Here is a 25,583-nt window from a genome sequence, read left to right as displayed (position 1 = left end):
GGTCTCGATACGTCGCCTCGCTTCGCTCGGTGACTACTCGACCACCCTGCTGCCGAGCAGGCACAGCACACCGAGACACACTCCCGCAACACTGAGAACTACTGCCGCACAGGCCCACCCAGGCTTGTCGAGAAAGCGCACCAGCGCATCGAGACGCACCCGGCCCACCACCGGCCGCCACCCAGGCTTGTCGAGTAAGCGCAGGAGCGAAGCGACGGAGCGCATCGAGACACCACACGCACAGGTCTCGATACGTCGCCTCGCTTCGCTCGGTGACTACTCGACCACCCTGCTACCGAGCAAGCACAGCGCATCGAGACACCACACCCTTGACATACAACCGATTAGTTGTAAATTGAAGGTGTGACCGAGATGGACGAGGACCGGGCAGACGCCCTGTTCCACGCGCTCGCCGACCGGACCCGACGCGACATCCTGCGTCGCGTCCTCGCCGGAGAGCACTCGGTCAGCGCATTGGCGGAGAACTACGACATGACCTTCGCCGCGGTACAGAAGCACGTCGCCGTCTTAGAACGTGCGGGGCTGGTGGTGAAGCGGCGCGACGGGCGTCGACAGCTGGCCTCCGGCGATGTGCAGGCTGTGCGGTCGGTGACCGCGATGCTCACCGGCATCGAACAGATCTGGCGGGGACGAATCGCCCGCGTCGACGAACTGCTCGCGGCCGAACCGACCGACTCCCCACCCTGATCGCCCAAACTCCGATCACCCAGACCCGGATCAACCGGACCCTGGTCAACCGCTCCCGACTCTCCGTTCCCATCGCCTCCCGAAGGATTCCGTCATGCCTGTCATCGATGTCCAGACCGACACCGCCGCCCTCACCCTGATCATCACCGCCGAGTTCGCCGCCCCCGTCGAACGCGTCTGGGACGTGTACGCGAACCCGCGACAGCTCGAGAAGGTGTGGGGTCCGCCGGAGTACCCGGCGACCTTCGTCGACCACGACTTCACCCCCGGCGGCCGCGCCACCTACTACATGACCAGCCCCGAGGGCGAGAAGTTCGGCGGCTGGTGGCAGTTCGAGACCATCGACCCGACCTCGTCGTTCACCTTCACCGACGGCTTCGCCGACGCCGACTTGTTGCCCGCCGAGGACATGCCGGTCTCCCGCAACCGCTACGAGTTCACCGCGACCGCGACCGGCACCCGCGCGGTGTACGCGGCGATCTTCGCCGACGCCGAAAGCCTGCAGAAGGTGCTCGACATGGGCGTGATCGAGGGCTCGACCGCGGCGATCAACCAGATCGACGCACTGCTGGCCGCGTAATCGCCGTCGCTACGGACCGGCGCTCCGGCGTTCGCGCCAGCGTCGGTCCACGCCGAACTCGTGCAGGGCGACGAGCACGCCGCAGAAGGCGAGCACGGCGAAGCCGAAGCTGAGCAGGCGCGCCGAGCCGACCATGTCGGGGCCGCCGAGCGAGACCAGCAGTCCGGCGAACGCGGACCCGACCGCGTTGGCGATCAGCTGGCTGGTGTTGAGGCCGGCCGACGCCTGCGCGGCCTGCGCCTCGTCGTCGGTCACGCGCAGCCCCGCGGCGAACCAGTGCGCCATCGCCATCCCGATGCCGCAGCCGCTGACGAACAGCACCCCGTACCAGGCGACGAGCACCCCGATCGACGGGTCGTCGCGCTGCAGGATGCCGTACACGATCAGGCCGCTGCCCAGCAGCAGCGGCCCACCGACCCGGACCGCGCGTCGGCCGCGATCGCTCTCGATCCCGCTCGCCGCGATCGACGAGACGGTCCAGCCCCACGAGATGGCGGCACCGAGGAAGCCCGCCGCGAGCGGCCCCAGCCCGCCGAGGCGCTGCCCGAACAGCGGCAGGAAGGTCTCGATCGTCGACACCGCCGCGAGGACCACGATCGCCAGGTAGATCCACCGCAGCGGCGACGCACCGCGGTAGGTCATCTCCGGCAGCACCCGGGAGGTGGCGCGCCGTTCCCAGCCGACGAAGGCGACACCCGCCGCGATGGCGGCCGCGACCAGCACCCACGTGGCCGTGCCGTGCACCAGCGAGGCGACGCTGATCGTGCCGACCGCCGCGGTCAGCAGCGCCAGCGAGGCCCACGGCACCGGTCCCGCATCGCCGACCTCGGCGGCACGCGCGGGCAGCGCGCGACGCGTCATCGCGATGAGCACGACCGCGAGCACCGCCAACGCCGCGAAGGCGCCGCGCCAGAAGTGGATCTGCGCGAACAGGCCGCCGACCACGGGCCCGACGAAGTTGCCCACTCCCCACATCGCCGACATCAGCGCGATCGACCGCTGCCACAGGTGCGGGGGCAGCACCAGCCGGACGACCGTGAAACCCAGGCCGCCCAGCAGCCCGGCGCCGAATCCCTGCAGGGCCCGCCCCACCAGCATCACCGTCATCGTCGGCGACGCCCCCGCGACGACGGTGCCGAGCGCGAACACGACGAACGCGAAGACGTAGGCCCGGCGCGCCCCGAACTCCGCGAGGGCGCGACTGACCAGCATCGACGAGATCACCGAGACCACCAGGAAGACGGTCATCGTCCACGCGTAGAGTTCCTCGCCGCCGATGTCGGCGACGGCGCTGGGCAGCAACGACGTGGTCAGGTAGACGTTGATCGCGAACAGGGCGACGCCGCCGGCCATGACCGTCATCGGCGCCCGGTGCTCGCGGCCCAGCAGCTCGCGCCAACTACTCACCGGTCATCGCCCGTCGCCGAGCGGGCGGCCGGCAGACGCGTGCTCAATCCAGATCGTCGTGCCGCACCAGCTGGCGCGCGGCCTCGGTGATGGAGCCGGACAGCGACGGGTACACCGAGAAGGTGTTCGCCAGTTCGGAGACCTGCAGCTTGTTCTCCACCGCGATCCCGATCGGCAGGATCAGCTCGGAGGCGTTCGGCGCGACGACGACGCCGCCGATCACCACACCGGTGGCGGGGCGGCAGAAGATCTTCACGAAACCGCGGCGCAGCCCGCTCATCTTGGCGCGCGGGTTGGTCGACAGCGGCAGCATCACCGTGCGCGCCGGATACTCGCCCGCGTCGATCGACTTCTGCGAGACGCCGACGGTCGCGATCTCCGGCCGGGTGAAGATGGCCGACGCGACCGTCTTGAGGCGGATCGGGCTGACGCCCTCGCCGAGCGCGTGGTACATCGCGATCCGGCCCTGCATGGCGGCCACCGACGCCAGCGGCAGCACGCCGGTGCAGTCGCCCGCGGCGTACACGCCGGGCACGGAGGTGCGCGAGACGCGGTCGACGGTGATGTAGCCGGATCGGTCCACCGCCACCCCGGCCTCGTCGAGCCCGAGCGACTCGGTGTTCGGGACCGAGCCGACGGTCATCAGCACGTGCGTGCCGGTGACCTCCTTGCCGTCGGCCAGGTGCACGGTGGCGGTGTTCTCGTCGCGGGTGACGCGGTCGGCGCGCGCGAACTTGATGAGCGTCACACCGCGCTCGGAGAAGGCCTCCTCGAGCACGCGGGCGGCGTCCTCGTCCTCGTGCGGCAGGACGCGATCGCGGCTGGAGACGAGGGTGACCTTGACACCCAGTTCGGTGTACGCGTGCGCGAATTCGGCACCGGTGACGCCCGAGCCGACGATCACCAGGTGTTCGGGCAGTTCGGTCAGGTCGTACAGCTGGCGCCAGTTGAGGATGCGCTCGCCGTCCGGCTGCGCGGTCGGCAGGATGCGCGGGGAGGCGCCGGTGGCCAGCAGCACCACGTCGCTCTCGAAGGTCTGCTCGCTGCCGTCGGCGAGGGTCGCGACGACCTCCTGCAGGCCAACTCCCGGACGGACCTCGCCCAGTCGCGCAGTGCCGTTGATGATCGTCACACCCTCGCTGATCAGGCGGGATCGGATGTCGGCCGACTGCGCGAAGGCCAGATCCTTGACCCGCTGATGGACCTCGGTCAGGGTCACCTGTGCGTGCTCGGCGTCGATCTTGACACCCAGGCCCTCGGCGCGACGCACCTCGGTGCGAATGCCGGTGGAGGCGATGAAGGTCTTCGACGGCACGCAGTCCCACAGCACGCATGCGCCGCCGATCCCGTCCGAATCGATGACCGTGATGTCGGCTCCGTAAGCCGCACCGGTCAGGGCCGCCTCATAGCCGGCGGGCCCGCCACCGATGATCACGATCTTCGCCACTGTGCACTCTCCTTCGACTGACTGCATATACTCCGCGAACAAACCTATCGCCTGCCGACCCCGGACGCCTACCGGCGGGCCCGCGGCCTCGCCGGACCGCGAACAACTGTCACCCGACCGCCTCCGACCGATAAGCTGGGCGGCGTGCCGATCTATGCCGCCTACGCGTCGAACATGGACCCCGCCCAGATGCTGGAGCGGGCGCCGCACTCGCCGATGGCGTCCACCGGCTGGCTGCACGGCTGGCGGCTGACCTTCGCGGGCGACGACATCGGCTGGGAGGGTTCGCTGGCCACCGTGACCGAGGACCGCGACGACTGCGAGTCCAAGGTGTTCGTGGTGCTCTACGACGTCACCGTCGAGGACGAGAAGAACCTGGACAGCTGGGAGGGCACCGAGCTCGGCGTCCACCGCAAGATCCGCGCTCGCGTCACGACCGCCGACGGACCCGTCCTGGCCTGGCTGTATGTGATCGACGGCTATGAGGGCGGGCTGCCCTCGGCCCGCTACCTCGGAGTGATGGCCGATGCCGCGGAGATCGCCGGTGCGCCCGCCGAGTACGTCGAACGGCTGCGGCTCCACGAGGCTCGCAACGTGGGCCCCGGTCCCGACGAACCGATGGACAACGAGAGCTGAGCTGCGCCGCAGCGTCTTTCGGTGCACTCGTGGTTCGTAGCTAACCCCTCGTAGCGAACCCTCGTGGCGAACCCCGAGTGCACCGAAATCCTCCGGTCAGTCGAGTTCGCCGCCGAGGACGACGCCGGCGAGCGTCGCGATGCCGATTCCGAGCGCCCGCTCGTCGATGTCGAAGTTCGGCTGGTGCAGGTCGCACTGCGGACCGACGCCGCTCCACACGCCCAGGCGCGCCATCGCTCCCGGCACCGTCTCCAGGTACCACGCGAAGTCCTCGCCGCCCGCCGACTGCGGAGTGTCGACCGGCGCGCCCGGACCGATCGCCTCCACCGAGCGGCGCAGCATGGCGACGGCGTCCTCGTCGTTGACCACGGGCGGCACACCGCGCACGTAGGTGAGGTCGTAGGTGACGCCCAGCGGACCCACCAGTTCGCCGATGATGTTGCGCACCAGCGGTTCGAGGTCCTGCCACACCTCGCGGTCACCGGTGCGGACGGTGCCCCGCAGGCGCCCCTCCTGCGGAATCGCGTTGGGCGCGTCGCCCGAATGCGCTGCGCCCCAAGTCATCACGGTGCCCGACCGCGGGTCCACGCGCCGCGAGAGGTATCCGGGCAGCCCGGTGATGATCGTGCCCATCGCGTAGACCAGGTCGGCGGTGAGGTGGGGACGGGAGGTGTGCCCGCCCGGCCCGCGCAGGTGCAGTTCGACGCGGTCGGCCGCCGAGGTCAGCGCCCCGGCCCGCAGGCCGACCGTGCCCGCCGCCAGGTGCGGCTCGCAGTGCAGCGCGAAGATCCAGCTCAGGCCGTCGGTGACGCCGGCGTCGATCGCGTCGAGCGCGCCGCCCGGCATCACCTCCTCGGCCGCCTGGAACAGCAGTCGGACGCCGAAGGGCAGATCGTGCCCCGCCGCCAGACGGTCGGCCAGCAGCACCCCGGTGCCGAGCAGCACCGCCATGTGGGCGTCGTGCCCGCACGAGTGCGAGACGCCCTCGACGCGGGAGGTGAAGGGCAGGCCGGTCTGCTCCGGGATCGGCAGCCCGTCCAGGTCGGCGCGCAAGCCCACGCGGGGGCGGTCGGTCGGACCGAGGTCGCACACCACTCCGGTGCCCTTGGGCAGGACCCGGGGCGCCAGCCCGGCCTCACTGAGGATCTTCACCACGGTCGCGGTGGTGGAGAACTCGGCCATCGACAACTCCGGCTCGGCGTGGATGGCCCGACGCCAGCCGACCACCCGCCCCAGGTTGGCGGCGAGCCAGTCGTCGATCACCGCCGAGGTCACAGCAGGGTCGCCGGCGTCGGCGCGTTCAGGTCGACCAGCAGCGGCTGCCGCAGAGCGCGTTTTACCGCACCGAGGTTGTCGCCGGCGAACTGGGCGCGCTCGGCGGCCACCGCGCGAGCGCGGTCGAGCAACTGCTCGGCGGACGCGGCCTCGTCGACGATGCCGCCGGCGACCGCGTCGTCGGCTCCGTACCGGCGCGAGGTCAGCATGGCCTCGGTGAGCGTGGCATCGGGGATGCGGGTGCGCAGCAGGGCGGCCATGCCGCGCGGGAAGGGCATGTTCAGCGCCGCTTCGGGCAGCGACCAGAAGCCGCGGTCGGAGCGCATGATGCGGTAGTCGGCGCACAGCGCCAGCATGGCGCCCGCGCCGAAGGCGTGACCATTGATCGCGGCGATGGTCGGCGTCGCGGCCGAGATCACCTTCGCGTACAGCGCATGCACCGCATCGAGGTAGCTCGGGAGGGGCTCGGCGCCGGAGAAGATGTAGTCGGTGTCGAGACCGTTGGTGAAGAACTTGCCGGTGGCGCTGATGATGAGCGGCTTGCGCGCGGCGACCGCCTCGTCGGTCAGGTCGGCGACCCGAGCCATCCACTCGCGCCCGAACCGGTTCTCCGGGTTCGTCTCGTCCAGCTCCACACCCTCGGTGCCCAGGTACAGCTCGGCGGCGTGATCGGTCACAGTCAAGTAAGGCATGGCAGAAACCTTATCGCCGGAAGCCTCCCGAAGAGCAGACGAGGGTCGCGCCGCTTAGGGTGATGGCATGGATCCCACCGTCGACCACGAGGCGGCGGCGACGGCCGCCGCTGCTGCCATCGCCGCCGAGACCGACTGCCCCCGCCACGACGTCGCCGTCGTCCTCGGGTCGGGGTGGGCGCCGGCCGCCGCGGCGCTCGGCGAGCCGTCGGCGACGGTGCCGATGTCGGCGCTGCCCGGCTTCGGGGAGCCGTCGGCGCAGGGCCATGCGGGCACCGTGCAGTCGATCCGCGTCGGCAGCACGCGGGTCCTGGTGATGCTCGGCCGCATCCACGCCTACGAGGGACACCCGCCGGCGCGGGTGGTCCACCCGGTCCGCACCGCGGCCGCCGCCGGCGTGCACACGGTGGTCCTGACGAATGCGGCCGGCGGCATCCGGCCGGGCCTGGCGGTCGGACAGCCGGTGCTGATCTCCGACCAGCTCAACTTGACCGGACGGTCCCCGCTCGACGGCGCCCACTTCGTCGACATGGTCGACGCCTACCGCCCGTCCCTGCGCGAGGCCGCGCACCGCGTCGACCCGACCCTCACCGAAGGGGTCTACGCCGGACTGCCCGGGCCCCAGTACGAGACGCCCGCGGAGATCAGGATGCTCGGGGTGCTCGGCGCCGACCTCGTCGGCATGTCGACGGTCCACGAGACGATCGCCGCGCGAGCCGCCGGGCTCGACGTCCTCGGCCTGTCGTTGGTGACCAACCTGGCCGCGGGCATCACCGGAGAACCGCTCGATCACGCCGAGGTGCTGGCGGTGGGCCGCGAGTCGGCCGCCCGGATGGGCGCGCTGCTGGCCTCGCTGATCGCCACGCTCGCCGAGCGATAGGCCGCGCGATGCTGTCGTTCGGCACCGCCGGACTGCGCGGACCGGTCCGGCCCGGCCCCGACGGAATGAACGCCGAGACCGTCGCGCGGACCACCGCCGGGCTGGCGGCCTGGCTGATCGGGCGCGGCGCAGCGGGCGAGATCGTGGTCGTCGGCCGCGACGCCCGGCACGGCTCGGCCGAGTTCGCCACCGTGACCTGCGAGGTGCTGGCGGCGGCGGGTTTCGACGTCGTCGCGCTGCCCGACCCGGGTCCGACGCCGCTGGTCGCCTTCGCCACCCGAGCGCTGGACGCCGCGGCGGGGGTGATGATCACCGCCTCCCACAATCCGCCCGGCGACAACGGCTACAAGGTCTATCTCGGCGCCGACGTCGCCGACCCCGCCGGCCGGGGCGCGCAGTTGACCGGTCCGGCCGACCGCGAGATCGAGGCCGCGATCGGCGCGGCCGGCGAGGTCTCGCTGCCCGCCCGGCAGCGCGTGGTGCCCGACGCCCGGGCCCGCGCGGTCCGCGCGGACTACCTCGCGGCGCTGGACCGCAGGTTCGCCGGGCACCCGCGCGGGCCGCTGCGCATCGCGCTGACCCCGATGCACGGCGTCGGTGGCGAGCTGGCGGTGGAAGCCTTGCGCCGCAACGGCTTCGACGACGTCCACGTGGTGGCCGAGCAGTTCGCACCCGACCCCGACTTCCCCACGGTCGCCTACCCCAACCCGGAGGAGCCCGGAGCGGCCGATCGCCTGCTGCGGCTGGCCGCCGACGTCGGCGCCGACCTGGCGATCGCCCTCGACCCGGACGCCGACCGGTGCGCGATCGGGGTCGCCGGGACCGAGGGCTGGCGGATGCTGACCGGCGACGAGACCGGCGCGCTGCTGGGCACCTGGGTCCTCGACCGCCTGCCTGCGGGCGGCCCGACCCCGGTGGTGGCCAGTTCCATCGTGTCCGGGACCCTGCTCCACACCGCCGCGCGACAGCGCGGGGCGGTCTCCCGGCGCACCCTGACCGGCTTCAAGTGGCTGGTGCGCGCGGGCGAGCCGCTGGTCTACGCCTACGAGGAGGCACTCGGTCACTGCGTGGATCCGGCGGTCGTCCGCGACAAGGACGGCATCAGCGCGACAGTGGCGAGCGCGCTGCTGGCGGCCGCGTGGGCCGGACGCGGCGGGCTGCCCGCAGCGCTCGCGGAACTGGCCGCGCGGCACGGTGAGCACGTGACCGCACCCCGCTCCCTGCGGTTGGACGAGCCGGCCGAGATCGCCGCGATCATGACGGCGCTGCGCACCGATCCGCCGCGCTCCCTCGCCGGCGTCCCGGTGTCCTGCACGGACTTCGCCTGCCGCACCGACGGCCCGACGACCGACGGAGTCGAGCTGGTCGGGCGCCGCGACGACGGCGTCGAGGTCCGCGTCTTCGCCCGGCCCAGCGGCACCGAGCCCAAGCTCAAGTACTACGGGCAGGTGAGTGCGCCGCCGGCGACGGGTAATCTCAGCCCCACGCGGCACGAGCTGTCGCAGCTGTTGGCGCGGGCGCTGGCCGATCTGCCGCCGACCGGATCCGGGGAGGGACACCGACGATGAGTTATCCGCAGTACCCGGGAGCCCCGTATCCGGGGCCGGAGCACCAACCGCCGCCGCCCAAGCCGTCGCCGTGGTCGTCGCCTGCCGTCCTGGTCGCGGTGATCGCCGGCGTGATCCTGCTGGCGGGCGGGATCGTCGCCGCCGTCGTGTACTCGAAGAACTCGACGACGACGACCGCGACCACGCCGACGACCGCGGCCCCCGCGACCGTCACCGAGACCCAGATCGGCAGCCCCACCACGCACACGATCACCGCGGCGCCGCCGCAGCCGACGGCGGCCGTTCCGACCGCCCCCGGGTCCGGTCCGGTGACCGTTCCCGGCGCCGACCGGCAGGGTTTCCTGAGCGGTCCGCGCTGCAACGCCGCCGGCGACGACGCGGTGTTCATCGGCTACACCAGCCGCTCGCACGTGGTGATCTGCCAGGTCGGGACGCAGACCGGCCGCTACTACTACAAGGGCACCGCGGGCGGCGACACCATCGAGGTCGGCTACCCGGCGCGCAGCGGCAACACCTTCGTCGCCACCAACGGCAACGTCGACTACGTGGTCTCACCGTCGGCCCTGGTCATCCGACAGAACGGATCCGCGATCGCCACCGAGCCGATGATCGCCAGCTGGGTCGACTGACCGACGATCAGGGCGCCGCGGGCGCGAACTGCGTCCGGTACAGCTCGGCGTAGCGGCCGTCGGCTGCCAGCAGCGTCTCGTGGTCGCCGCGTTCGATCACCCGTCCGCCCTCGAGCACGACGATCTCGTCTGCGGCCCGAATGGTCGAGAGCCGGTGCGCGATCACCAACGACGTGCGCCCGGACAGCGCCTCGGCGAGCGCGGCGGACACCGCCGCCTCCGACGTCGAGTCCAGGTGGGCGGTCGCCTCGTCGAGGATCACCACCGATGGTCGGGCGAGCAGGAGTCGGGCGATCGTCAACCGCTGGCGTTCGCCGCCGGAGAGCCGGTAGCCGCGCTCGCCGACGACGGTGTCGAGCCCGTTCGGCAGGGAGCCGACCAGCTCCGCCAACCGGGCTCGCTCCAGCGCCGACCACAGCTCCTCGTCGGTCGCGGTCGGTCGTGCCAGACGCAGGTTGGCGGCCACCGTGTCGTGGAACAGGTGTCCGTCCTGGGTGACCAGTCCCACCGTGCGGTGGACCGATCGTGTGGACAGGTCGCGCAGGTCGACGCCGTTGAGGCTGATGCGGCCCGCGTCGACGTCGTAGAGCCGGGTGGCGAGCGAGGCGATTGTCGACTTGCCCGCCCCGGAACTGCCGACCAGCGCCACCATCGCGCCCGCGGGCACCGCCAGGTCGACCTCGTGCAAGACCGTGCTGCCGCCGCGCGAGTCGAGTTGCGCGACCTCCTCCAACGAGGCCAGCGAGACCTTGTCTGCGGCCGGGTAGGCGAACGAGACGTCGTCGAATCGCAGGGTGACCCCGTTCTCGACGTCGGGGACGTCGCGGGCATCGGGCCGATCGACGATCAAGGGCGTCAGATCCAGGACTTCGAAGACGCGCTCGAAGCTCACCAGCGCGCTCATCACCTCCACCCTGGCGTTGGCCAGCGCGGTCAGCGGCGCGTACATGCGGGTCAGCAGCAGGGCGAGCGAGACGACGGCGCCCGCGGACAGGTGCTGGTGCACCGCGAGCCACCCGCCGAGGCCGTAGACCAGCGCCAGGGCCAGCGCGGAGACCAGCATCAGCGCGGTGTAGAAGTAGCTCTGCAGCATCGCCTGGCGGACCCCGATGTCGCGCACGGCGTCGGCGCGGTCGCCGAACTCCTTCGATTCGATGTCGGGCCGGCCGAACAGCTTGACCAGGGTCGCGCCGGGTGCCGAGAACCGTTCGGTCATCTGCGTCGACATCCGCGCGTTGTGGTCGGCGCTCTCCCGGGCCAGTCCGGCCATCCGCCGCCCCATCCGCCGGGCGGGCACCACGAAGACGGGCAGCAGGATCAGGGTCAGCACGGTGATCTGCCAGCTCAGCGCGATCATCACACCCAGGGTCAGGATCAGGGTCACCGCATTCGACACGACCCCCGAGAGGGTGTCGCTGAAGGCCCGCTGCGCCCCGATCACGTCGTTGTTGAGTCGGCTGACGAGCGCACCGGTCCGGGTGCGGGTGAAGAAGGCGACCGGCATCCGCTGCACGTGGTCGAAGACCGCGCGCCGCAGGTCCAGGATCAGCCCCTCCCCGATGTTGGACGAGAGCCAGCGCGTCCCGATCGACGACGCCGCCTCGGCGACGGCGATCAGCGCGATCACCAGCGCCAGCACGATGATCTCCGAACCGGCCGACGGACTCTCGGAGCTGATCAGATTGACCACGCGGCCGGCCAGCAGCGGGGTGACGACGGTGAGGACCGCCATCACCACCGACAGCAGCAGGAAGACGGTGATGCGCTTGCGATGGGGCCTGGCGAAACCGCCGATCCGCCGCAGTGTGGCGCGCCGATCGGCGCGGGCCGCCTGCCGGTCGGCGGCGTGCATCGACTTGTACATGACGTCCCACGCCACGGATTCCATGCTCATCGAACGTCACCTCGTGTGGTTGGCCGGGGTCGTGCGGTTGACCGGGGTCGACTGATCAAGGCGGCCTCATCGACTCGACTCGATGCCAAGGTACCCGGTGTCCGGGCAGGTCAGCGGGGACCGAACTGGCGATCGCCCGCATCGCCCAGTCCCGGAACGATGAACTTGTCGTCGTTGAGGCACTCGTCGATCGCGCCGATCACCAGCCGCAGGGGCCGCCCCCATGCGCGGAGGGCGTCGATGCCCTCCGGGGCGCCGACGACGCAAACCGCAGTCAGATCGGTGGCGCCGCGGGCGACGAGCAGGTCCAGGGTGTGGACCAGCGAACCGCCGGTGGCCAGCATCGGGTCGAGCACCACGACCGTACGACCGGTCAGGTCGCTCGGAAGCGAGGCCAGATACTCCACGGGACGGGCGGTGGCCTCGTCGCGAGCGACGCCGACGAAGCCGACCGCCGCGCCCGGCACGGTGGACAGCGCCGGATCGAGCATCCCCAGGCCCGCCCGCAGCACCGGAACGAACAGCGGGGGCGCGACGAGTTCGGTGCAGGGGGCGAGGCCGACCGGTGTGCGAACGTCGACGGGCTGCTCGGGGGCGGCGGCCATCGCCTCGTAGACGAGCATCTGCGCCAACCGCGCGAGCGCCTCCCGAAAACCGGTGTTCGGCGTCCGCTCGTCGCGCAGAACGGCGAGCCAGGCTCGTGTGAGCGGATGGTCGACCACCTGGATCTGGAGGCCTGCTGCGGTGACGGAATCGATCATTGGCTCATGGTAGAGGCCGCGGCTGGGATCGTTCGGCGCCTTGACCTAGCGCGCGCCCCGAGACTCCGTCCCGGGCGCGACACGCCGACGGCACCGGTTTTGGAACCGATCGGCGCCGCGCTGCGTCCAAGGGGTATGAACGCACAAGCAGCCACCGCGTCCGATCCGGGTCGCTTCACCAGCGTCGACCCGGCTGCCGCCGCCACCGCGTCGCACGCCCAATCCGACGCCGCCCAGGCCGTCTCGGCTCGGGTGAGCGCCGAACGTGTCGACACCGCCGCGCTCACACCGACATTCGGGATCATCGGCGCATCGTTTCTGGCCGCGCTGAACCGGGTGGGTGCGGCCCGCGCGGCCGAACTCCAGTCGGTGGCGACCGGACACGACGCCACCGCCGACCGCATCCGCGCCGCGCGGGCCGCGTACGACTGCTGCGACGAGGTCGGCGCGCGGCACCTGACCGGAGTCCCGGCGTGAGTGCACAGCTGCTGATCGCTCCGCTCAAGGCGCTGGTCGCCACGCTCGGCACCGGCGTGCTGCCGCCGGGAACCGCGGAGTCCTTCGCCGGGACCCGGTCCGCGCTCGGTGAGGCCGCCGTCCTGTCCGCGTCCGGAGCACGCACCACCGACGCCGGCTGGCGCGGAGTCGGCGGCGGGGAGGCGGCGGCCACCGCCCGCCGGTTGGTCGCGGTGGACGACTCGGTGGGCGCGGCGGGAACCGATATCGCGACGATCATCGAGACCGCGGCCGCGCACGTGAAGGAGGCGAACACCGAACTGAACGGCCTGTTCGAGTCCTTCGTCTCCGCCGCGGCAACGGTGCCTGCCGTCGCGACCCCCGCAGGCCTGGCGGCGCTGGTGCCGCTGGCGATGAGCCACCTCGCGCGCGGCGTCCAGGTGGTGGGCCGGGCTCAATCGCGGTTGGCCGCCGACGCCGACGCCCTGGCCCGCCACGAGGCCGCCTCGCGGGCGGCGACGTCCGCCGCGGGGACGGCGGGTGTGCAGACCGTCGGCTCGAGCGCCCCGGCGGGAGGCCCGCGAGCCGACGGTTCGATCCCGATCACCCTGCCCGACGGTTCGGTGGCCTACGCCCCCGACCAGCGGGCGGCGACCGCGGTCCGCGCCGCACTGAGCGTGCAGGGCACCCCGTACGTCTGGGGCGGCACCACCACCGACGGCTTCGACTGCAGCGGCTTCACCCGGTGGGCCTACCAGCAGGCCGGGTTGGAGCTGCCCCGGCTGGCCCAGGATCAGGACACCGCGGGCTTCCAGGTCTCGCAGGACGAGCTGCAGCCCGGCGACCTGGCGGTCTGGTCGGGGCATGTGGCCATGTACATCGGCAACGGCCAGCTCGTCGAGACCGGTGGCGATCCGGTGGGTGTGACCCCGCTGCGCACCACCAACGCCGATCAGACCTTCGAGGGGTTCTATCGGCCGCGCTGAAGCCCGATCCCCCGGAGGCCGACCACCGCCCGTTATTTGCAAATGATTATCATTAGCAAATGACTTCTCACGACCAACCGCACCCGCCCGCCCCGCACCCCGCAGCCGAGCCCCTGCCGGTCACGGTCCTGTCCGGATTCCTCGGCGCGGGCAAGACCACCGTCCTCAACCGCCTGCTGTCCGGGCGCGACGGCCGCCGAATCGCGGTGATCGTCAACGACATGAGCGAGGTGAATATCGACGCCTCGCTGATCGCCCTCGGCGGCTTCGACCGCACCGAGGAGAAGCTCGTCGAACTGACCAACGGCTGCATCTGCTGCACGCTGCGCGAGGACCTCCACGAGGCCGTCGGAGCCATCGCCCGACAGGTGGCGCCGGACGGCACCCGGCGCTTCGACCACCTGGTCATCGAGTCGACCGGGATCTCCGAACCGATGCCGGTCGCGGCGACCTTCGACTGGGAGTTCGACGACGGTCGGCGCCTCGGCGACGTCGCCCGCCTGGACACCATGGTCACCCTGGTCGACTGCGCCACCTTCCTCACCGAGATCGTCCGCGGCGAGGGACTCGCCGACCGCGACCTGGCCGCCGCCGACGGCGACGCCCGCAGCATCGCCGACCTCCTCGTCGACCAGGTCGAGTTCGCGGACGTGATCCTGCTGACCAAGTCCGACCTGGTCGCCGACGGGGTGCGCGGTGCGGTGGAGGCGATGGTGCGACGACTCAACCCGCGCGCCCGCATCCTCCTCGCCCGCCGCGGCGAGGTGCCGATCGACGCGATCCTCGACACCGGACTGTTCGACCACGAGGCGGCGTCGGCGATCGCCGGCTGGGACGACGAGGTGCTCGGCGCCGCGCACACCCCGGAGACCGAGGAGTACTCGATCTCGTCGGTCGCCTTCCGCAGCGACCGCCCGTTTCACCCGGCCCGCCTGGCTCAGGTGCTCGACCAGCTGGGCGGCGTGCTGCGGAGCAAGGGGTTCTGCCGACTCGCGACCCGCCCGGACATCGCGGCGGTCTGGTCGCAGGCCGGACCGAACCTGACGATCGAGCCCGCCGCGTACTGGGACGATCTGGACGGCTCCCCCGGGCAGCAGCTGGTGCTGATCGGGGCCCGCCTGGACCACGACCGCGTGCGCGAGCTGCTGACCGCCGCGACGCTGACCGATGCGGAGATGGCCGAGGGACCGCTCGGCTGGCGTCGGTACGACGATCCGCTGCCGCCCTGGCCGAACGTGCACACCCACTGACCGCGGCGGGCCGACACGACGCCGGGGCCCGGATCGAGTCACCCGATCCAGGCCCCGTGCAGCACACCCGGACGTTCTTGATTAGGCTCTGTGACCATGGCCGGTGACATCGTTCCCATCGAACTCGGACTAACCGAAGGCAACCTCTTCACCCTGTGGGCTCCGCGGTGGCGCGAGGGCGACGACGAGTGGGAGGCGTTCCTGGGACTCGAAGACGACCTGTACGCGCTCCCGAGCGTCGCCGCGCTGGTCGCCTTCGTCCGCACCGACGACGACAACGACCTCGTCGATCACCCCGCGTGGGAGACGATCAAGCAGGTCCAGGCGGCCGAACTGGCGCCCGACGACAAGCACAGCTACGACCTCATCGGCGTGCCCGAGCTCGCCGCCGAGGACCCCAAGCCCGAAGTGCTCGCCGAACTCGAGGACGCCCTCGAGATCGTCCGCATCATCGGTGAGGTGTGCGAGCTGACGCCGGTCACCAAGTTCTTCAACGGCAACCCGATCCTGGGTGCGGTCACCGTCGGCACCACCAACTTCGCCGGCCGCGAAGGCATCGACCTCTGGGTCCGCATCGGCCGACTGATCGCCAAGCACTGGGACGACGTCATCGACGCGCTCGACGAGGTCATCACCACCCCGAAGGTCGACGCCGAGGCGCTCGCCGCGGCCGAGGTCGAACTGGCTGCGGCCGCCTCGGCCGAGGACGAGGACGAGCCGGAGTTCGATTCGGTGGATCCGCTGTACGAGAACGGCGACGACGAGGACGACGACTCGGCCGACGAGGACGAGGTCGACGAGGACGATTTCTGGGCAGGCGTCGGCATCGACCCGATTCGCATCTACACCGACGGCGGCGAGTTCCTCACGCTGCGGTGCTATCTCGGCGACGACCCGGTCTTCCTCGGCAAGAAGGGTCAGATCTTCGGTTTCGGCTCCGAACGCGCCCTGACCCGGTTCCTCGCCGACAACGACGACCACGACCTAGCCGGGCTGTCGACGTTCAACGACGTCCAGGCCGCTGCGGAGACCAACGACCTCGAGTACGAGGTGCTGCCGGAGAACGTGTACGCCCTGCAGGGCATCGGCGAGGACATCCTCGACGGACCGCGCCGCATCGACGAGCATCAGCTCGACCTGGCGGTGGAACTGCTCACCGACGCCGCCGACTACGCGGGCATCGACACGGTCAACGAGGCGCTGGCGACGACGACGCCGCTCGGCTGGTTCGTCGACTACGCCGTCCACCCCGACCCCAAGCGGCTGGCGCCCTCGGGCCCGTTCGACAACGAGGCCGAGGTGTGGCGCGCACTGGTGCACGACTTCGAGGACCGGCTGACCCGGCGCGGCTGAGGCCGAGCCGGGCCCGCGCCCGGGGTCTCACCCCATCAGCACCGCGAAGCCGGGCTTGATCACCTCGTCGATCAGCCGGAGCCGTTCGTCGAAATGCAGGAACGCCGACTTCATCGCGTTCACGGTGAAGCGCTCGAAGTCGGCCCAGCCGTAGCCGAACTGTTCGTGCAGGACGATGAACTCTCGGCTCATGCTGGTGTTGCTCATCAAGCGGTTGTCCGTGTTGACGGTGACCCGGAAGCGCAGCTGGGCCAGGATGTTGAACGGATGCTCGGCCAGCGAGCCGACCGCGCCGGTCTGGACGTTGCTGCTGGGGCACAGCTCCAGCGGGATCCGCTTGTCGCGCACGTAGGCGGCGATCTCGCCGAGCGCGGCGCCGTCGAATGAGGCGTCGGCGGGTCCGGCGCCCGCCGGCAGCACGATGTCGTCGATGACCCGCACCCCGTGTCCGAGCCGGTCGGTTCCGCAGAAGGCGATCGCCTCGTGGATCGACGGCAGCCCGAAGGCCTCGCCCGCGTGGATGGTGAAGCGCGCGCACTCCCCGCGCAGGTACTCGAAGGCGTCCAGATGCCTGGTCGGCGGGTTCCCGGCCTCGGCGCCGGCGATGTCGAAGCCGACCACGCCGCGGCCGCGGAACCGGATGGCCAGTTCGGCGATCTCGCGGGAGCGCGCCGCGTGCCGCATCGCCGTCACCAGGCAGCCGACGATGATCGGCCGACCCGATTCGGCGGCCTCGGCCTCCCCCGCGGCGAAGCCGCGCAGGACCGCGTCGACGACCTCGTCGAGCGAGAGGCCGCGTTCCAGGTGCAGTTCTGGAGCGAATCGGACTTCGGCGTACACGACACCGTCGGCGTGCAGGTCGGCGACGCATTCGCGCGCCACCCGCTCCAGCGCGGGCGCCGTCTGCATCACGGCGACGGTGTGCTCGAAGGTCTCCAGGTAGCGCTCGAGCGAGCCGCTGTCGGCGGCGGTGGCGAACCAGCGCGCCAGATCCGGCGCGGTGTCCGCGGGAAGCCGGTCGTACCCCTGTTCCCGAGCCAGCTCCAGGACGGTCGCCGGCCGCAGGCCCCCGTCGAGGTGATCGTGCAGCAGGACTTTGGGCGCCAGCCGGACGTCGTCGACGGTGAAGGCAGCTGTGGTGCTCATGCCCCGACGGTAGCGCCGAACCCCATCGGCCGCGCGGCGGCGACCGACGGCCGCCGCCGCATCGCTCACCGGTCGGCGCCCACCCGGCCCAGGACGCGGGAGGCCGGCGCCTGTGGGAGCTCGGGCACCACGGCTGCCGCACCGGCCAGCGCCTCGACGGCCGCCGGGATCCGCGACTGATCGTCGGTGTGCAGGGTCAGCAGCGGCTGACCTCGCCGGACTCGGTCGCCGGGCGAGGCGCTCCAGGTGACTCCCGCGGTCGCCGACACCCGCTGGCCGGGCCGCGCCCGACCGGCGCCGAGCAGCCAGGCGGCCCGACCCACCCCGAGCGCGTCGAACGACTCGAGGAAGCCGTCGGCGTCGGCCCGGACCGTGTGCGTGTGCCGCGGCCGGGGCAGGGGCGCCCGCGGGTCGCCGCCCTGACCGGCGATCATCGCCCGCCACACGTCCATCGCCCGACCGTTGCGCAGGTGCGTGGCCGGATCGACGTCGTCGATCCCGGCGGCGGCGAGCATCTCCGCCGCCAGCGCCAGCGTCAGTTCGACGACGTCGTCGGGTCCGCCGCCCGCGAGGACCTCCAACGCTTCGGCGACCTCGACCGCGTTGCCCGCGCTGCGTCCCAGCGGCGTCGACATGTCGGTGAGCAGCGCGGTGGTCGCGACACCGGCGTCGGCACCGAGCGCCACCATCGTCTGCGCCAGTTCGCGGGCCTCGTCCAGGCTCGTCATGAACGCGCCCGCACCGACCTTGACGTCGAGGATCAGCGCCGCGGTGCCCTCGGCGATCTTCTTGCTCATGATGCTGCTGGCGATGAGCGGGATCGAGGCGACCGTGCCGGTCACATCGCGCAGCGCATAGAGCTTGCGGTCGGCCGGCGCAAGGTCGGCGGTCGCCGCGCACACGACGGCGCCGACCTCGCACAGCTGCGCGCGCATCTGGTCGACGGTGAGGTCGGCGCGCCACCCCGGGACGGCTTCGAGTTTGTCGAGAGTGCCGCCGGTGTGGCCGAGGCCGCGGCCCGAGAGCTGCGGCACCGCCACCCCGAACGACGCGACCAGCGGTGTGAGCGGCAGCGTGATCTTGTCCCCCACCCCGCCCGTCGAGTGCTTGTCGACGGTCCGCAGCGGAAGCCCGTCTCGCGCCAGATCGCTCAGGTCCAGACGGATTCCGGACTCGATCATCGCGGCGGTCCACCGGGCGATCTCGTCTCGAGTCATCCCCCGCAGCACCACGGCCATCAGCAGGGCCGACATCTGTTCGGCGGCGACCTCGCCGGAGGTGAAGCCGCCGACCATCCCGTCGATCTGCTCCGCGGTCAGCTCACCGCCGTCCTTCTTGGTGAGGATCGCGGCGACCGGATCGAACCGCGCGCTCACCGCCGACCCGCCAGGTGGCCGGGCCCGAAGGCGTCGGGCAGCAGTGACCGCAGGGCCCGCGGACCGGTCGCGGAGTCGACGAGCAGGTCGTCGCCGCCGAACTCGAGGAGCACCTGTCGGCACCGCCCGCAGGGGGTCAGCGGACTGCCGTGGAGATCACACACGCTGACCGCGATCAGATCGGCGGGCTCACCGTCGCTCGGGCCGGAGAGATGACCGAGAGAGACCGCTGAACAGACCATCGAGACCTCGGCACAAAGCCCTAAACCGTATGAGACATTCTCCACATTGCTTCCGACGACGATCCGACCTGCCCGTGTGATTCCCGCCGCACCTACCGGAAATCTCGAGTAAGGTGCATACGACCTGGTCATAGCCACTTTTGCTGCATCACGCAATGATTGGAAGTCAATCGTCGCAGACATTTCATCCCCTATCCACCCAGAAAGCCGAAGGTTAGGCACACCTAATTTAATCAGTGGAGCTTGGTCACATTGTTCGTGCAATTTACGACCAGACTCAGCTTAGGTTTAAAGTCAGGTGCATCGGGTCTTGCGGCGACCTTCGCGTCCGCTTGCCGGCCCCACTCAAGTCGACGACAACGGAGGCGTAGTTTAGCGATGAGCACCCCCACAGAGGTTGCACCGGCACCGGTGCACAAGCGCTCTCTCTACAGAGGTGACCCAGGAATGTGGTCGTGGGTGTTGCACCGCATCACCGGCGTCTCCATCTTCTTCTTCCTCTTCGTCCACGTGCTCGACACCGCGGTCATCCGGGTGAACGAGAACACGTACACCGAGATCATCGAGACCTACAAGACCCCGCTGATCGGTCTGATGGAGATCGGTCTCGTCTTCTGCGTGCTCTACCACGCCCTCAACGGCCTGCGCGTGATCCTCATCGACTTCTGGTCGAAGGGCGCCAAGTACCAGCGTCAGCTGCTGTGGGCCATCCTCACCGTCTTCGGGATCGTGTTCATCGCCGCGGCAGTGCGCATGCTGCAGCTGCTGTTCACGCACGCGCTTTAAGGGAGCTGAGAACAAATGACTGAAGCAAAGACCCTCGGCACCGCCTACGACCGCCCGGCCAGCCTCGACGCCCCCAACGCGCCGCGCGCCCGCAACCGCGGCAACTTCGAGAAGAACGCATGGATGTTCATGCGCTTCTCCGGCCTGGCCCTCATCGTCCTCACGTTCGGCCACATGTTCATCATGCTCATGTGGGACAGCGGCGTGCACCGGATCGACGCCTCGTTCGTCGCCGACCGCTGGAAGTCGCCCTTCTGGCAGGTCTGGGACCTCACCATGCTCTGGCTCGCGCAGCTGCACGGCGGCAACGGCGTCCGCACGGTGATCGGCGACTACTCGCGCAAGGACTCGACCCGCTACTGGCTGAACACCTTGCTCGCCCTGTCGATGATCTTGATCCTCGTGCTGGGTACCTACGCGATCCTCACCTTCGGCAGCGCCAGCTAAGGAGAACTAGAAACCAATGCAGGAACACCGCTATGACGTGGTCATCGTCGGCGCCGGCGGCGCCGGGATGCGTGCTGCCATCGAGGCCGCGCCGCGGGCCCGTACCGCAGTCCTGACCAAGCTGTACCCCACCCGCTCCCACACCGGCGCGGCTCAGGGCGGCATGTGCGCCGCACTCGCCAACGTCGAAGAGGACAACTGGGAGTGGCACACCTACGACACCATCAAGGGCGGCGACTACATCGTCGACCAGGACGCCGCTGAGCTGATGGCCAAGGAGGCCATCGACGCGGTCCTCGACCTGGAGAAGATGGGTCTGCCGTTCAACCGCACCCCCGAGGGTCGGATCGACCAGCGTCGCTTCGGCGGCCACACCCGCGACCACGGCAAGGCTCCGGTCCGTCGCGCCTGCTACGCCGCCGACCGCACCGGTCACATGATCCTCCAGACGCTGTACCAGAACTGCGTCAAGCACAACGTCGAGTTCTACAACGAGTTCTACGCCCTCGACATCAACATGACGACGGACGAGAACGGCGAGCCCGTCGCCAACGGCGTCGTCGCCTACGAGCTGGCCACCGGCGAGATCCACGTCTTCCACGCGAAGTCGATCATCTTCGCCACCGGCGGCAGCGGCCGCATGTACAAGGTGACCTCCAATGCGCACACCCTCACCGGTGACGGCATGGGCATCATCTTCCGCAAGGGCCTGCCGCTGGAGGACATGGAGTTCCACCAGTTCCATCCGACGGGCCTCGCGGGCCTGGGCATCCTCATCACCGAGGGCGTCCGCGGCGAGGGCGGCATCCTCCGCAACGCCAACGGCGAACGCTTCATGGAGCGCTACGCCCCCACCATCAAGGACCTCGCGCCGCGTGACATCGTGGCCCGTTCGATGGTCCTCGAGGTGCTCGAAGGCCGCGGCGCCGGACCGAACAAGGACTACGTGCTCCTGGATGTCACGCACATCCCGGAGGAGACCCTGATGGCCAAGCTGCCGGACATCATGGAGTTCTCGCGCACCTACCTGGGCGTCGACCCGGTGAAGGAACTGGTCCCCGTCTACCCCACGTGCCACTACGTGATGGGCGGCATCCCGACCAACATCCAGGGCCAGGTCCTGGCGAACAACGACCAGGTCGTCCACGGTCTGTTCGCTGCCGGCGAGTGCGCCTGCGTCTCGGTGCACGGCGCCAACCGCCTCGGCACCAACTCGCTGCTCGACATCAACGTCTTCGGCCGTCGCGCCGGCATCGCCGCCGCGGAGTACGCGAACGCGAACGACTTCGTCGAACTCGAAGAGAACCCCGACGCGATGGTGCAGGCCTGGGTCGCGCAGATGCTCAGCGATCACGGTCACGAGAACGTCATGACCATCCGCACCGAGCTGCAGCAGACCATGAACGACAACGCTGCCGTGTTCCGCACCGAGGAGACGCTCAGCAAGGCGCTCGCCGACGTCCGCGCCCTCAAGGAGCGCTACGAGCACGTCAGCGTCACCGACAAGGGCAAGCGGTTCAACTCCGACCTGCTCGAGGCCATCGAACTCGGCTTCCTGCTGGAGCTGGCCGAGGTGACCGTCGTCGGTGCGCTCAACCGCAAGGAGACCCGCGGCGGCCACGCCCGCGAGGACTACCCCAAGCGTGACGACCAGAACTTCTTGGTTCACACCATGGCCTACAAGAAGGGCGAGGGTCTGAACTCGGACATCGAGCTCGACTACAAGCCCGTCGTCATCACCCGTTACGAGCCGAAGGAGCGGAAGTACTGATGACTGCCACCATCGAAAGCAATGCCACCGGTGCTCCCCCGGTCCCGCCGGAGGCGACGATGGTCACGCTGAAGATCTACCGGTTCAACCCGGAGAATCCCGATGCACAGGGATTCGAGAGCTTCCGCGTACCGGCGCTCCCGTCCGACCGACTGCTGACGCTGCTCCTCTACGTGAAGGGCTACCTCGACGGCACCCTCACGTTCCGACGCAGCTGCGCCCACGGCGTCTGCGGCAGCGACGCGATGCGGATCAACGGCACCAACCGGCTGGCGTGCAAGCTCCTCATGAAGGACCTGCTGCCGAAGGACTCGTCCAAGGAGATCACCATCACCATCGAGCCCATCAAGGGCCTGCCGGTGGAGAAGGATCTCGTGGTCGACATGGAGCCCTTCTTCGACTCCTACCGCGCGATCAAGCCCTTCCTGATCACCGGCGCCAACCACGAGCCGACCCGCGAGAACCTGCAGTCGCAGGCCGACCGCGCCCGTTTCGACGACACCACCAAGTGCATCCTGTGTGCGTGCTGCACCACCAGCTGCCCGGTGTTCTGGAACGAGGGCTCGTACTTCGGTCCGGCCGCGATCGTGAACGCTCACCGCTTCATCTTCGACAGCCGCGACGAGGGCGCCAACGAGCGTCTGGACATCCTGAACGACATCGACGGTGTGTGGCGCTGCCGCACCACCTTCAACTGCACCGACGCATGCCCCCGCGGCATCCAGGTGACCCAGGCGATCACCGAGGTCAAGCGCGCCTTGATGTTCGCCCGCTAGCGCTAGAGAGACCACTCTGCAGCCCCGATGAGGCCCCCGGATCCGTCCGGGGGCCTCATCGTCTCTTCGGCGGATCGCCCGCCGCCGACCGGCCCGACCGGCCCGGGTAGGGTGACGGTCGTCATGCGCACGTCACTGTTCACTCGCTTCGCAGCGGCGGCGGGCGTCCTCGTCCTGGCCGCCGCGCTGCCTGCTCCCCTCGTCGCCGCGGACCCGGCCGTCGTCCCCACCGCGACGATGACGACGCCTCGCACCGACGACTGCCCGCATCGTTCGCACACACCGCCGCCTGTCGACGAGTCGGAGGTCGTCGCCCCGGGCGCCACAGCACCGACCCCGCTGCCGGTGCCGGCCGCGCCGGTCGGCGGCGGTCGGCTCGGCGAATGCGGGCTGGTCGCCGACCCGGCCGCCGGAGCGGTCCCCGATCGGATCAACTCGGCCGGCTGGCTGGTCGCCGACCTCGACACCGGCCGGGTGATCGCGGCCAAGGACCCGCACGGCCGGTATCGTCCGGCGTCGACGATCAAGGTCCTGTTGGCGCTGGTGGCGCTCGACGAGCTCGACCTGCAGAGGTCGGTGGCGGCCACGCCCGAGGACTGGTCCATGGAGGGCGACTCGTGCGGGATGGGACCGGGCGGGACCTACACCGTCCGCGATCTGCTGTCGGGGCTGCTGGTGGTGTCGGGGAACGACTGCGCCAACGCCTTGGCCCGACAGCTCGGCGGCGTGCCCGCCGCACTGGCGAAGATGAACGCCGAGGCGGCCGCGCTCGGCGCACACGACACGCGCGCGGCGACCCCCTCCGGACTCGACGCCGCCGGGATGTCGACGTCCCCGTTCGACCTCGCCACGATCTTCCGCGCCGCGATGGCCCACCCCACCTTCCGGCAGCTGATCGGGATGAAGACCTACCTGTTCCCCGGGTATCCGCCTCGTCCCGACGTGCCCGGCGACGTCGACCATCCGGCGTGGACGATGGGCACGTCCAACACCCTGCTGCGCGACGACTGGCCGGGCATGCTCGGCGGCAAGACCGGGTTCACCGACGATGCGCAGAAGACCTTCGTGGGCGCCGCGGAACGGGACGGACGCACGGTGGTGGTCGTTCAGATGTTCGGGCTCAACGAGCAGGACAACTCGTACGCCCAGCAGGCCGAGCGACTCTTCGAGTACGGCTTCGCGGCGCCGCCGTCGGCCTCCGTGGGCACGTTGGCCGTCGGTTCGAGCAGCGGATCGCCCGACGGCGGCGACCACGCCGCGATGCAGCACGACCGGGCCACGGGCCGGAACGCGTGGGGTCTGCAGGCGGTAGGCCGCAACGCTTGGAGCGTCGGTCTGCTCGGCTTCGCCGCCGTGTGTCTGGCGGCAGCCGGGGCCGTCCGGCTTCGCCGCCGCCGCTGACCGACTGCGCAGGTCACCGACGGTCACAGGTCACCGGCCGTCGCGACCGAGCCATCCGACGATGCCGGCTGCGGCCGCGCCCAGGCCCGCAGCGGCGATCAGCCGGCCGGTCTGCCGCTCCGGCTCGGCCTCGTAGACCGGCGCCAGGACGACCGTCGCGGGTTCGGGTTCGGCGGGCGCCTCCACCTCGTCGACGACCAGGTACTTCTCGTTGGCGGGATCGGCCGCGCACCAGGCCGCGGCGTACAGAACGATCCGTGAGGCCAGGTACGCGAAGACCATGACACCGATGATGGGGCCGAAGGCGGCGCCGGCCGGACTGCCGAGCACCGACCGCAGGTAGATCCCGCCGACCGATTTGAGGATCTCGAAGACGACCGCGGTCCCCAGGGCCGGCCACGCGATGGCGCGGACCGGGATGGGGTGACGGGGCAGCCACGCGAGCACGACGATGAACAGCAGCCACGTGGCCGCGACGCTGACGACGGTGGTCCCCGCCCGCAGCAGGAACGCGATGACGCCGGTGTCGGGCAGATGCAGGAAGTCGATGATCATCGTCCCCAGCGGTCCGGCCGAGACGACCGTCAGGGCGATCGTCACCACGAAGAGCACGCCCATGCCGACGAAGGTGCCGAGGTCGTAGATCTTGCCCAGGATCGCATTGTTCTTGATCCTGCCGCCCCACATCTCGGTGAGCCCGTTGCGCATCAGCCCCATCCAGCCGATGCCGGTCAGCGCCGCCGAGATCAAGCCGATGACGCCGACCGCGCGACGCGAGGCGATCGCGGAGTCGATCACCGAGTTCAGCTGCTCACCGAGGGAACCCGGAATGTTCTCGACCACCGCATCGGTCAGCTGCGTCAGCAGCGACGGATTCCACGCCAAGACGAAGCCGGCGACGGCGAAGGACACCATGAGGATCGGAACCAGCGAGAGGATCCCGATGAAGCTGATCGCGGCGGCGTACGTGTTGCCGCGCCGATTTCCGTAGCGTTCCAAGGTCCCCAGCAGGTGCGCCAACAGCCGCCACCGGGTCGTCAAGACCTCGTATCGGGCCTTGGCCTGCGCAATGGTCCTCTTGATCGCGTCCACGCTCGCCCCTCTCCCCTCGTCCCT

At 70.3% G+C, this 25,583-nt stretch carries 25 protein-coding genes; 15 read left to right on the top strand and 10 right to left on the bottom strand.

Annotation, left to right across the window (positions count from 1 at the left end; genetic code table 11):
- Positions 1 to 372 precede the first annotated feature (372 nt).
- Together AAFO60_RS16595 and AAFO60_RS16590 are read left to right on the top strand one after the other, a co-directional pair.
- A complete protein-coding gene (locus tag AAFO60_RS16595; RefSeq protein WP_424311181.1) occupies positions 373 to 708 on the top strand; it encodes an ArsR/SmtB family transcription factor in 336 nt (111 codons plus the stop codon).
- A 94-nt stretch (positions 709 to 802) separates the two neighbouring features.
- A complete protein-coding gene (locus AAFO60_RS16590; protein ID WP_347957334.1) occupies positions 803 to 1,288 on the top strand; it encodes an SRPBCC family protein in 486 nt (161 codons plus the stop codon).
- A gap of 9 nt (positions 1,289 to 1,297) precedes the next feature.
- Here AAFO60_RS16590 and AAFO60_RS16585 read toward each other — a convergent pair whose 3' ends face one another.
- Positions 1,298 to 2,695 carry an MFS transporter gene (locus AAFO60_RS16585; protein ID WP_347957333.1) on the bottom strand — a complete coding sequence of 466 codons (1,398 nt, stop codon included), beginning with the start codon at positions 2,693 to 2,695 and terminating at the stop codon, positions 1,298 to 1,300.
- Positions 2,696 to 2,738: 43 nt separating this feature from the next.
- Positions 2,739 to 4,142, bottom strand: a complete 1,404-nt coding sequence (locus tag AAFO60_RS16580; protein WP_347957332.1) for an NAD(P)H-quinone dehydrogenase — start codon at positions 4,140 to 4,142, stop codon at positions 2,739 to 2,741.
- A gap of 144 nt (positions 4,143 to 4,286) precedes the next feature.
- Here AAFO60_RS16580 and AAFO60_RS16575 point away from each other — a divergent pair, with 144 nt between their 5' ends.
- Entirely contained in the window at positions 4,287 to 4,778 is a 492-nt protein-coding gene (locus tag AAFO60_RS16575) for a gamma-glutamylcyclotransferase (protein WP_347957331.1), read from the top strand.
- Positions 4,779 to 4,874: 96 nt separating this feature from the next.
- Here the strand turns inward: AAFO60_RS16575 and AAFO60_RS16570 are convergent, their stop codons facing one another.
- Positions 4,875 to 6,053 (bottom strand): amidohydrolase, encoded by a 1,179-nt coding sequence (locus tag AAFO60_RS16570; RefSeq protein ID WP_347957330.1) that lies wholly within the window; start codon positions 6,051 to 6,053, stop codon positions 4,875 to 4,877.
- Positions 6,050 to 6,745: an enoyl-CoA hydratase/isomerase family protein gene (locus tag AAFO60_RS16565; protein WP_347957329.1), complete on the bottom strand. Its 696-nt coding sequence runs from the start codon at positions 6,743 to 6,745 to the stop codon at positions 6,050 to 6,052. The genes AAFO60_RS16570 and AAFO60_RS16565 overlap by 4 nt, the downstream gene beginning before the upstream one ends.
- 67 nt (positions 6,746 to 6,812) lie before the next feature.
- Between AAFO60_RS16565 and AAFO60_RS16560 the strand changes: the two genes are divergently transcribed.
- Genes AAFO60_RS16560 through AAFO60_RS16550 form a run of 3 tightly spaced genes read left to right on the top strand, consistent with a single transcriptional unit; the run spans position 6,813 to position 9,822 of the window.
- Entirely contained in the window at positions 6,813 to 7,625 is an 813-nt protein-coding gene (locus AAFO60_RS16560; protein WP_347957328.1) for a purine-nucleoside phosphorylase, read from the top strand.
- 8 nt (positions 7,626 to 7,633) lie between these two features.
- Entirely contained in the window at positions 7,634 to 9,193 is a 1,560-nt protein-coding gene (locus AAFO60_RS16555) for a phospho-sugar mutase (protein ID WP_347957327.1), read from the top strand.
- On the top strand, positions 9,190 to 9,822 hold the full coding sequence (locus AAFO60_RS16550; RefSeq protein ID WP_347957326.1) for a hypothetical protein: 633 nt from the start codon (positions 9,190 to 9,192) through the stop codon (positions 9,820 to 9,822). The genes AAFO60_RS16555 and AAFO60_RS16550 overlap by 4 nt, the downstream gene beginning before the upstream one ends.
- 7 nt (positions 9,823 to 9,829) lie before the next feature.
- Here the strand turns inward: AAFO60_RS16550 and AAFO60_RS16545 are convergent, their stop codons facing one another.
- Together AAFO60_RS16545 and upp are read right to left on the bottom strand one after the other, a co-directional pair.
- Positions 9,830 to 11,716, bottom strand: a complete 1,887-nt coding sequence (locus tag AAFO60_RS16545) for an ABC transporter ATP-binding protein (RefSeq protein WP_347957325.1) — start codon at positions 11,714 to 11,716, stop codon at positions 9,830 to 9,832.
- Positions 11,717 to 11,826: 110 nt separating this feature from the next.
- A complete protein-coding gene (gene upp / locus AAFO60_RS16540; RefSeq protein ID WP_347957324.1) occupies positions 11,827 to 12,477 on the bottom strand; it encodes a uracil phosphoribosyltransferase in 651 nt (216 codons plus the stop codon).
- 135 nt (positions 12,478 to 12,612) lie between these two features.
- On the opposite strand from upp, the gene AAFO60_RS16535 reads away from it, so the two are divergent.
- The 4 genes from AAFO60_RS16535 (at position 12,613) to AAFO60_RS16520 (ending at position 16,522) form a co-directional block, all read left to right on the top strand.
- A complete protein-coding gene (locus tag AAFO60_RS16535; protein WP_347957323.1) occupies positions 12,613 to 12,954 on the top strand; it encodes a type VII secretion target in 342 nt (113 codons plus the stop codon).
- A complete protein-coding gene (locus AAFO60_RS16530) occupies positions 12,951 to 13,919 on the top strand; it encodes a C40 family peptidase (protein WP_347957322.1) in 969 nt (322 codons plus the stop codon). Before AAFO60_RS16535 ends, AAFO60_RS16530 begins: the two co-directional genes overlap by 4 nt.
- 59 nt (positions 13,920 to 13,978) lie before the next feature.
- Complete coding sequence (locus tag AAFO60_RS16525) at positions 13,979 to 15,169, top strand: GTP-binding protein (RefSeq protein WP_347957321.1); 1,191 nt, start codon at positions 13,979 to 13,981, stop codon at positions 15,167 to 15,169.
- Between the two features lie 96 nt (positions 15,170 to 15,265).
- Positions 15,266 to 16,522, top strand: a complete 1,257-nt coding sequence (locus tag AAFO60_RS16520; protein ID WP_347957320.1) for a primosomal protein — start codon at positions 15,266 to 15,268, stop codon at positions 16,520 to 16,522.
- A gap of 27 nt (positions 16,523 to 16,549) precedes the next feature.
- Here AAFO60_RS16520 and AAFO60_RS16515 read toward each other — a convergent pair whose 3' ends face one another.
- The 3 genes from AAFO60_RS16515 to AAFO60_RS16505 all read right to left on the bottom strand — a co-directional run bounded on the left by AAFO60_RS16515 (position 16,550) and on the right by AAFO60_RS16505 (position 19,469).
- A complete protein-coding gene (locus AAFO60_RS16515; RefSeq protein ID WP_347957319.1) occupies positions 16,550 to 17,668 on the bottom strand; it encodes an adenosine deaminase in 1,119 nt (372 codons plus the stop codon).
- A gap of 65 nt (positions 17,669 to 17,733) precedes the next feature.
- Entirely contained in the window at positions 17,734 to 19,044 is a 1,311-nt protein-coding gene (locus AAFO60_RS16510; protein WP_347957318.1) for a thymidine phosphorylase, read from the bottom strand.
- Entirely contained in the window at positions 19,041 to 19,469 is a 429-nt protein-coding gene (locus tag AAFO60_RS16505; protein WP_347957317.1) for a cytidine deaminase, read from the bottom strand. The genes AAFO60_RS16510 and AAFO60_RS16505 overlap by 4 nt, the downstream gene beginning before the upstream one ends.
- Before the next feature lie 195 nt (positions 19,470 to 19,664).
- On the opposite strand from AAFO60_RS16505, the gene sdhC reads away from it, so the two are divergent.
- The 5 genes from sdhC (at position 19,665) to AAFO60_RS16480 (ending at position 24,467) form a co-directional block, all read left to right on the top strand.
- A complete protein-coding gene (gene sdhC / locus AAFO60_RS16500) occupies positions 19,665 to 20,072 on the top strand; it encodes a succinate dehydrogenase, cytochrome b556 subunit (RefSeq protein ID WP_347957316.1) in 408 nt (135 codons plus the stop codon).
- A gap of 15 nt (positions 20,073 to 20,087) precedes the next feature.
- Positions 20,088 to 20,519, top strand: coding sequence for a succinate dehydrogenase hydrophobic membrane anchor subunit (locus AAFO60_RS16495; RefSeq protein WP_347957315.1), 432 nt, complete (start codon positions 20,088 to 20,090; stop codon positions 20,517 to 20,519).
- A 16-nt stretch (positions 20,520 to 20,535) separates the two neighbouring features.
- Positions 20,536 to 22,290 (top strand): succinate dehydrogenase flavoprotein subunit, encoded by a 1,755-nt coding sequence (gene sdhA, locus AAFO60_RS16490; protein WP_347957314.1) that lies wholly within the window; start codon positions 20,536 to 20,538, stop codon positions 22,288 to 22,290.
- Positions 22,290 to 23,066 carry a succinate dehydrogenase iron-sulfur subunit gene (locus tag AAFO60_RS16485; RefSeq protein ID WP_347957313.1) on the top strand — a complete coding sequence of 259 codons (777 nt, stop codon included), beginning with the start codon at positions 22,290 to 22,292 and terminating at the stop codon, positions 23,064 to 23,066. Before sdhA ends, AAFO60_RS16485 begins: the two co-directional genes overlap by 1 nt.
- 123 nt (positions 23,067 to 23,189) lie before the next feature.
- On the top strand, positions 23,190 to 24,467 hold the full coding sequence (locus tag AAFO60_RS16480; protein WP_347957312.1) for a D-alanyl-D-alanine carboxypeptidase family protein: 1,278 nt from the start codon (positions 23,190 to 23,192) through the stop codon (positions 24,465 to 24,467).
- Between the two features lie 30 nt (positions 24,468 to 24,497).
- Here AAFO60_RS16480 and AAFO60_RS16475 read toward each other — a convergent pair whose 3' ends face one another.
- Positions 24,498 to 25,559 carry a YhjD/YihY/BrkB family envelope integrity protein gene (locus tag AAFO60_RS16475; RefSeq protein ID WP_347957311.1) on the bottom strand — a complete coding sequence of 354 codons (1,062 nt, stop codon included), beginning with the start codon at positions 25,557 to 25,559 and terminating at the stop codon, positions 24,498 to 24,500.
- Between the last annotated feature and the right edge of the window lie 24 nt (positions 25,560 to 25,583).

The sequence above is a fragment of the Gordonia aichiensis genome, from assembly GCF_039946255.1.
GTDB classification, from domain to species: Bacteria; Actinomycetota; Actinomycetes; order Mycobacteriales; family Mycobacteriaceae; genus Gordonia; species Gordonia aichiensis_A.
Note: the sequence above shows the minus strand (reverse complement) of the source record. Positions and strands in the feature narration are given on the sequence as shown.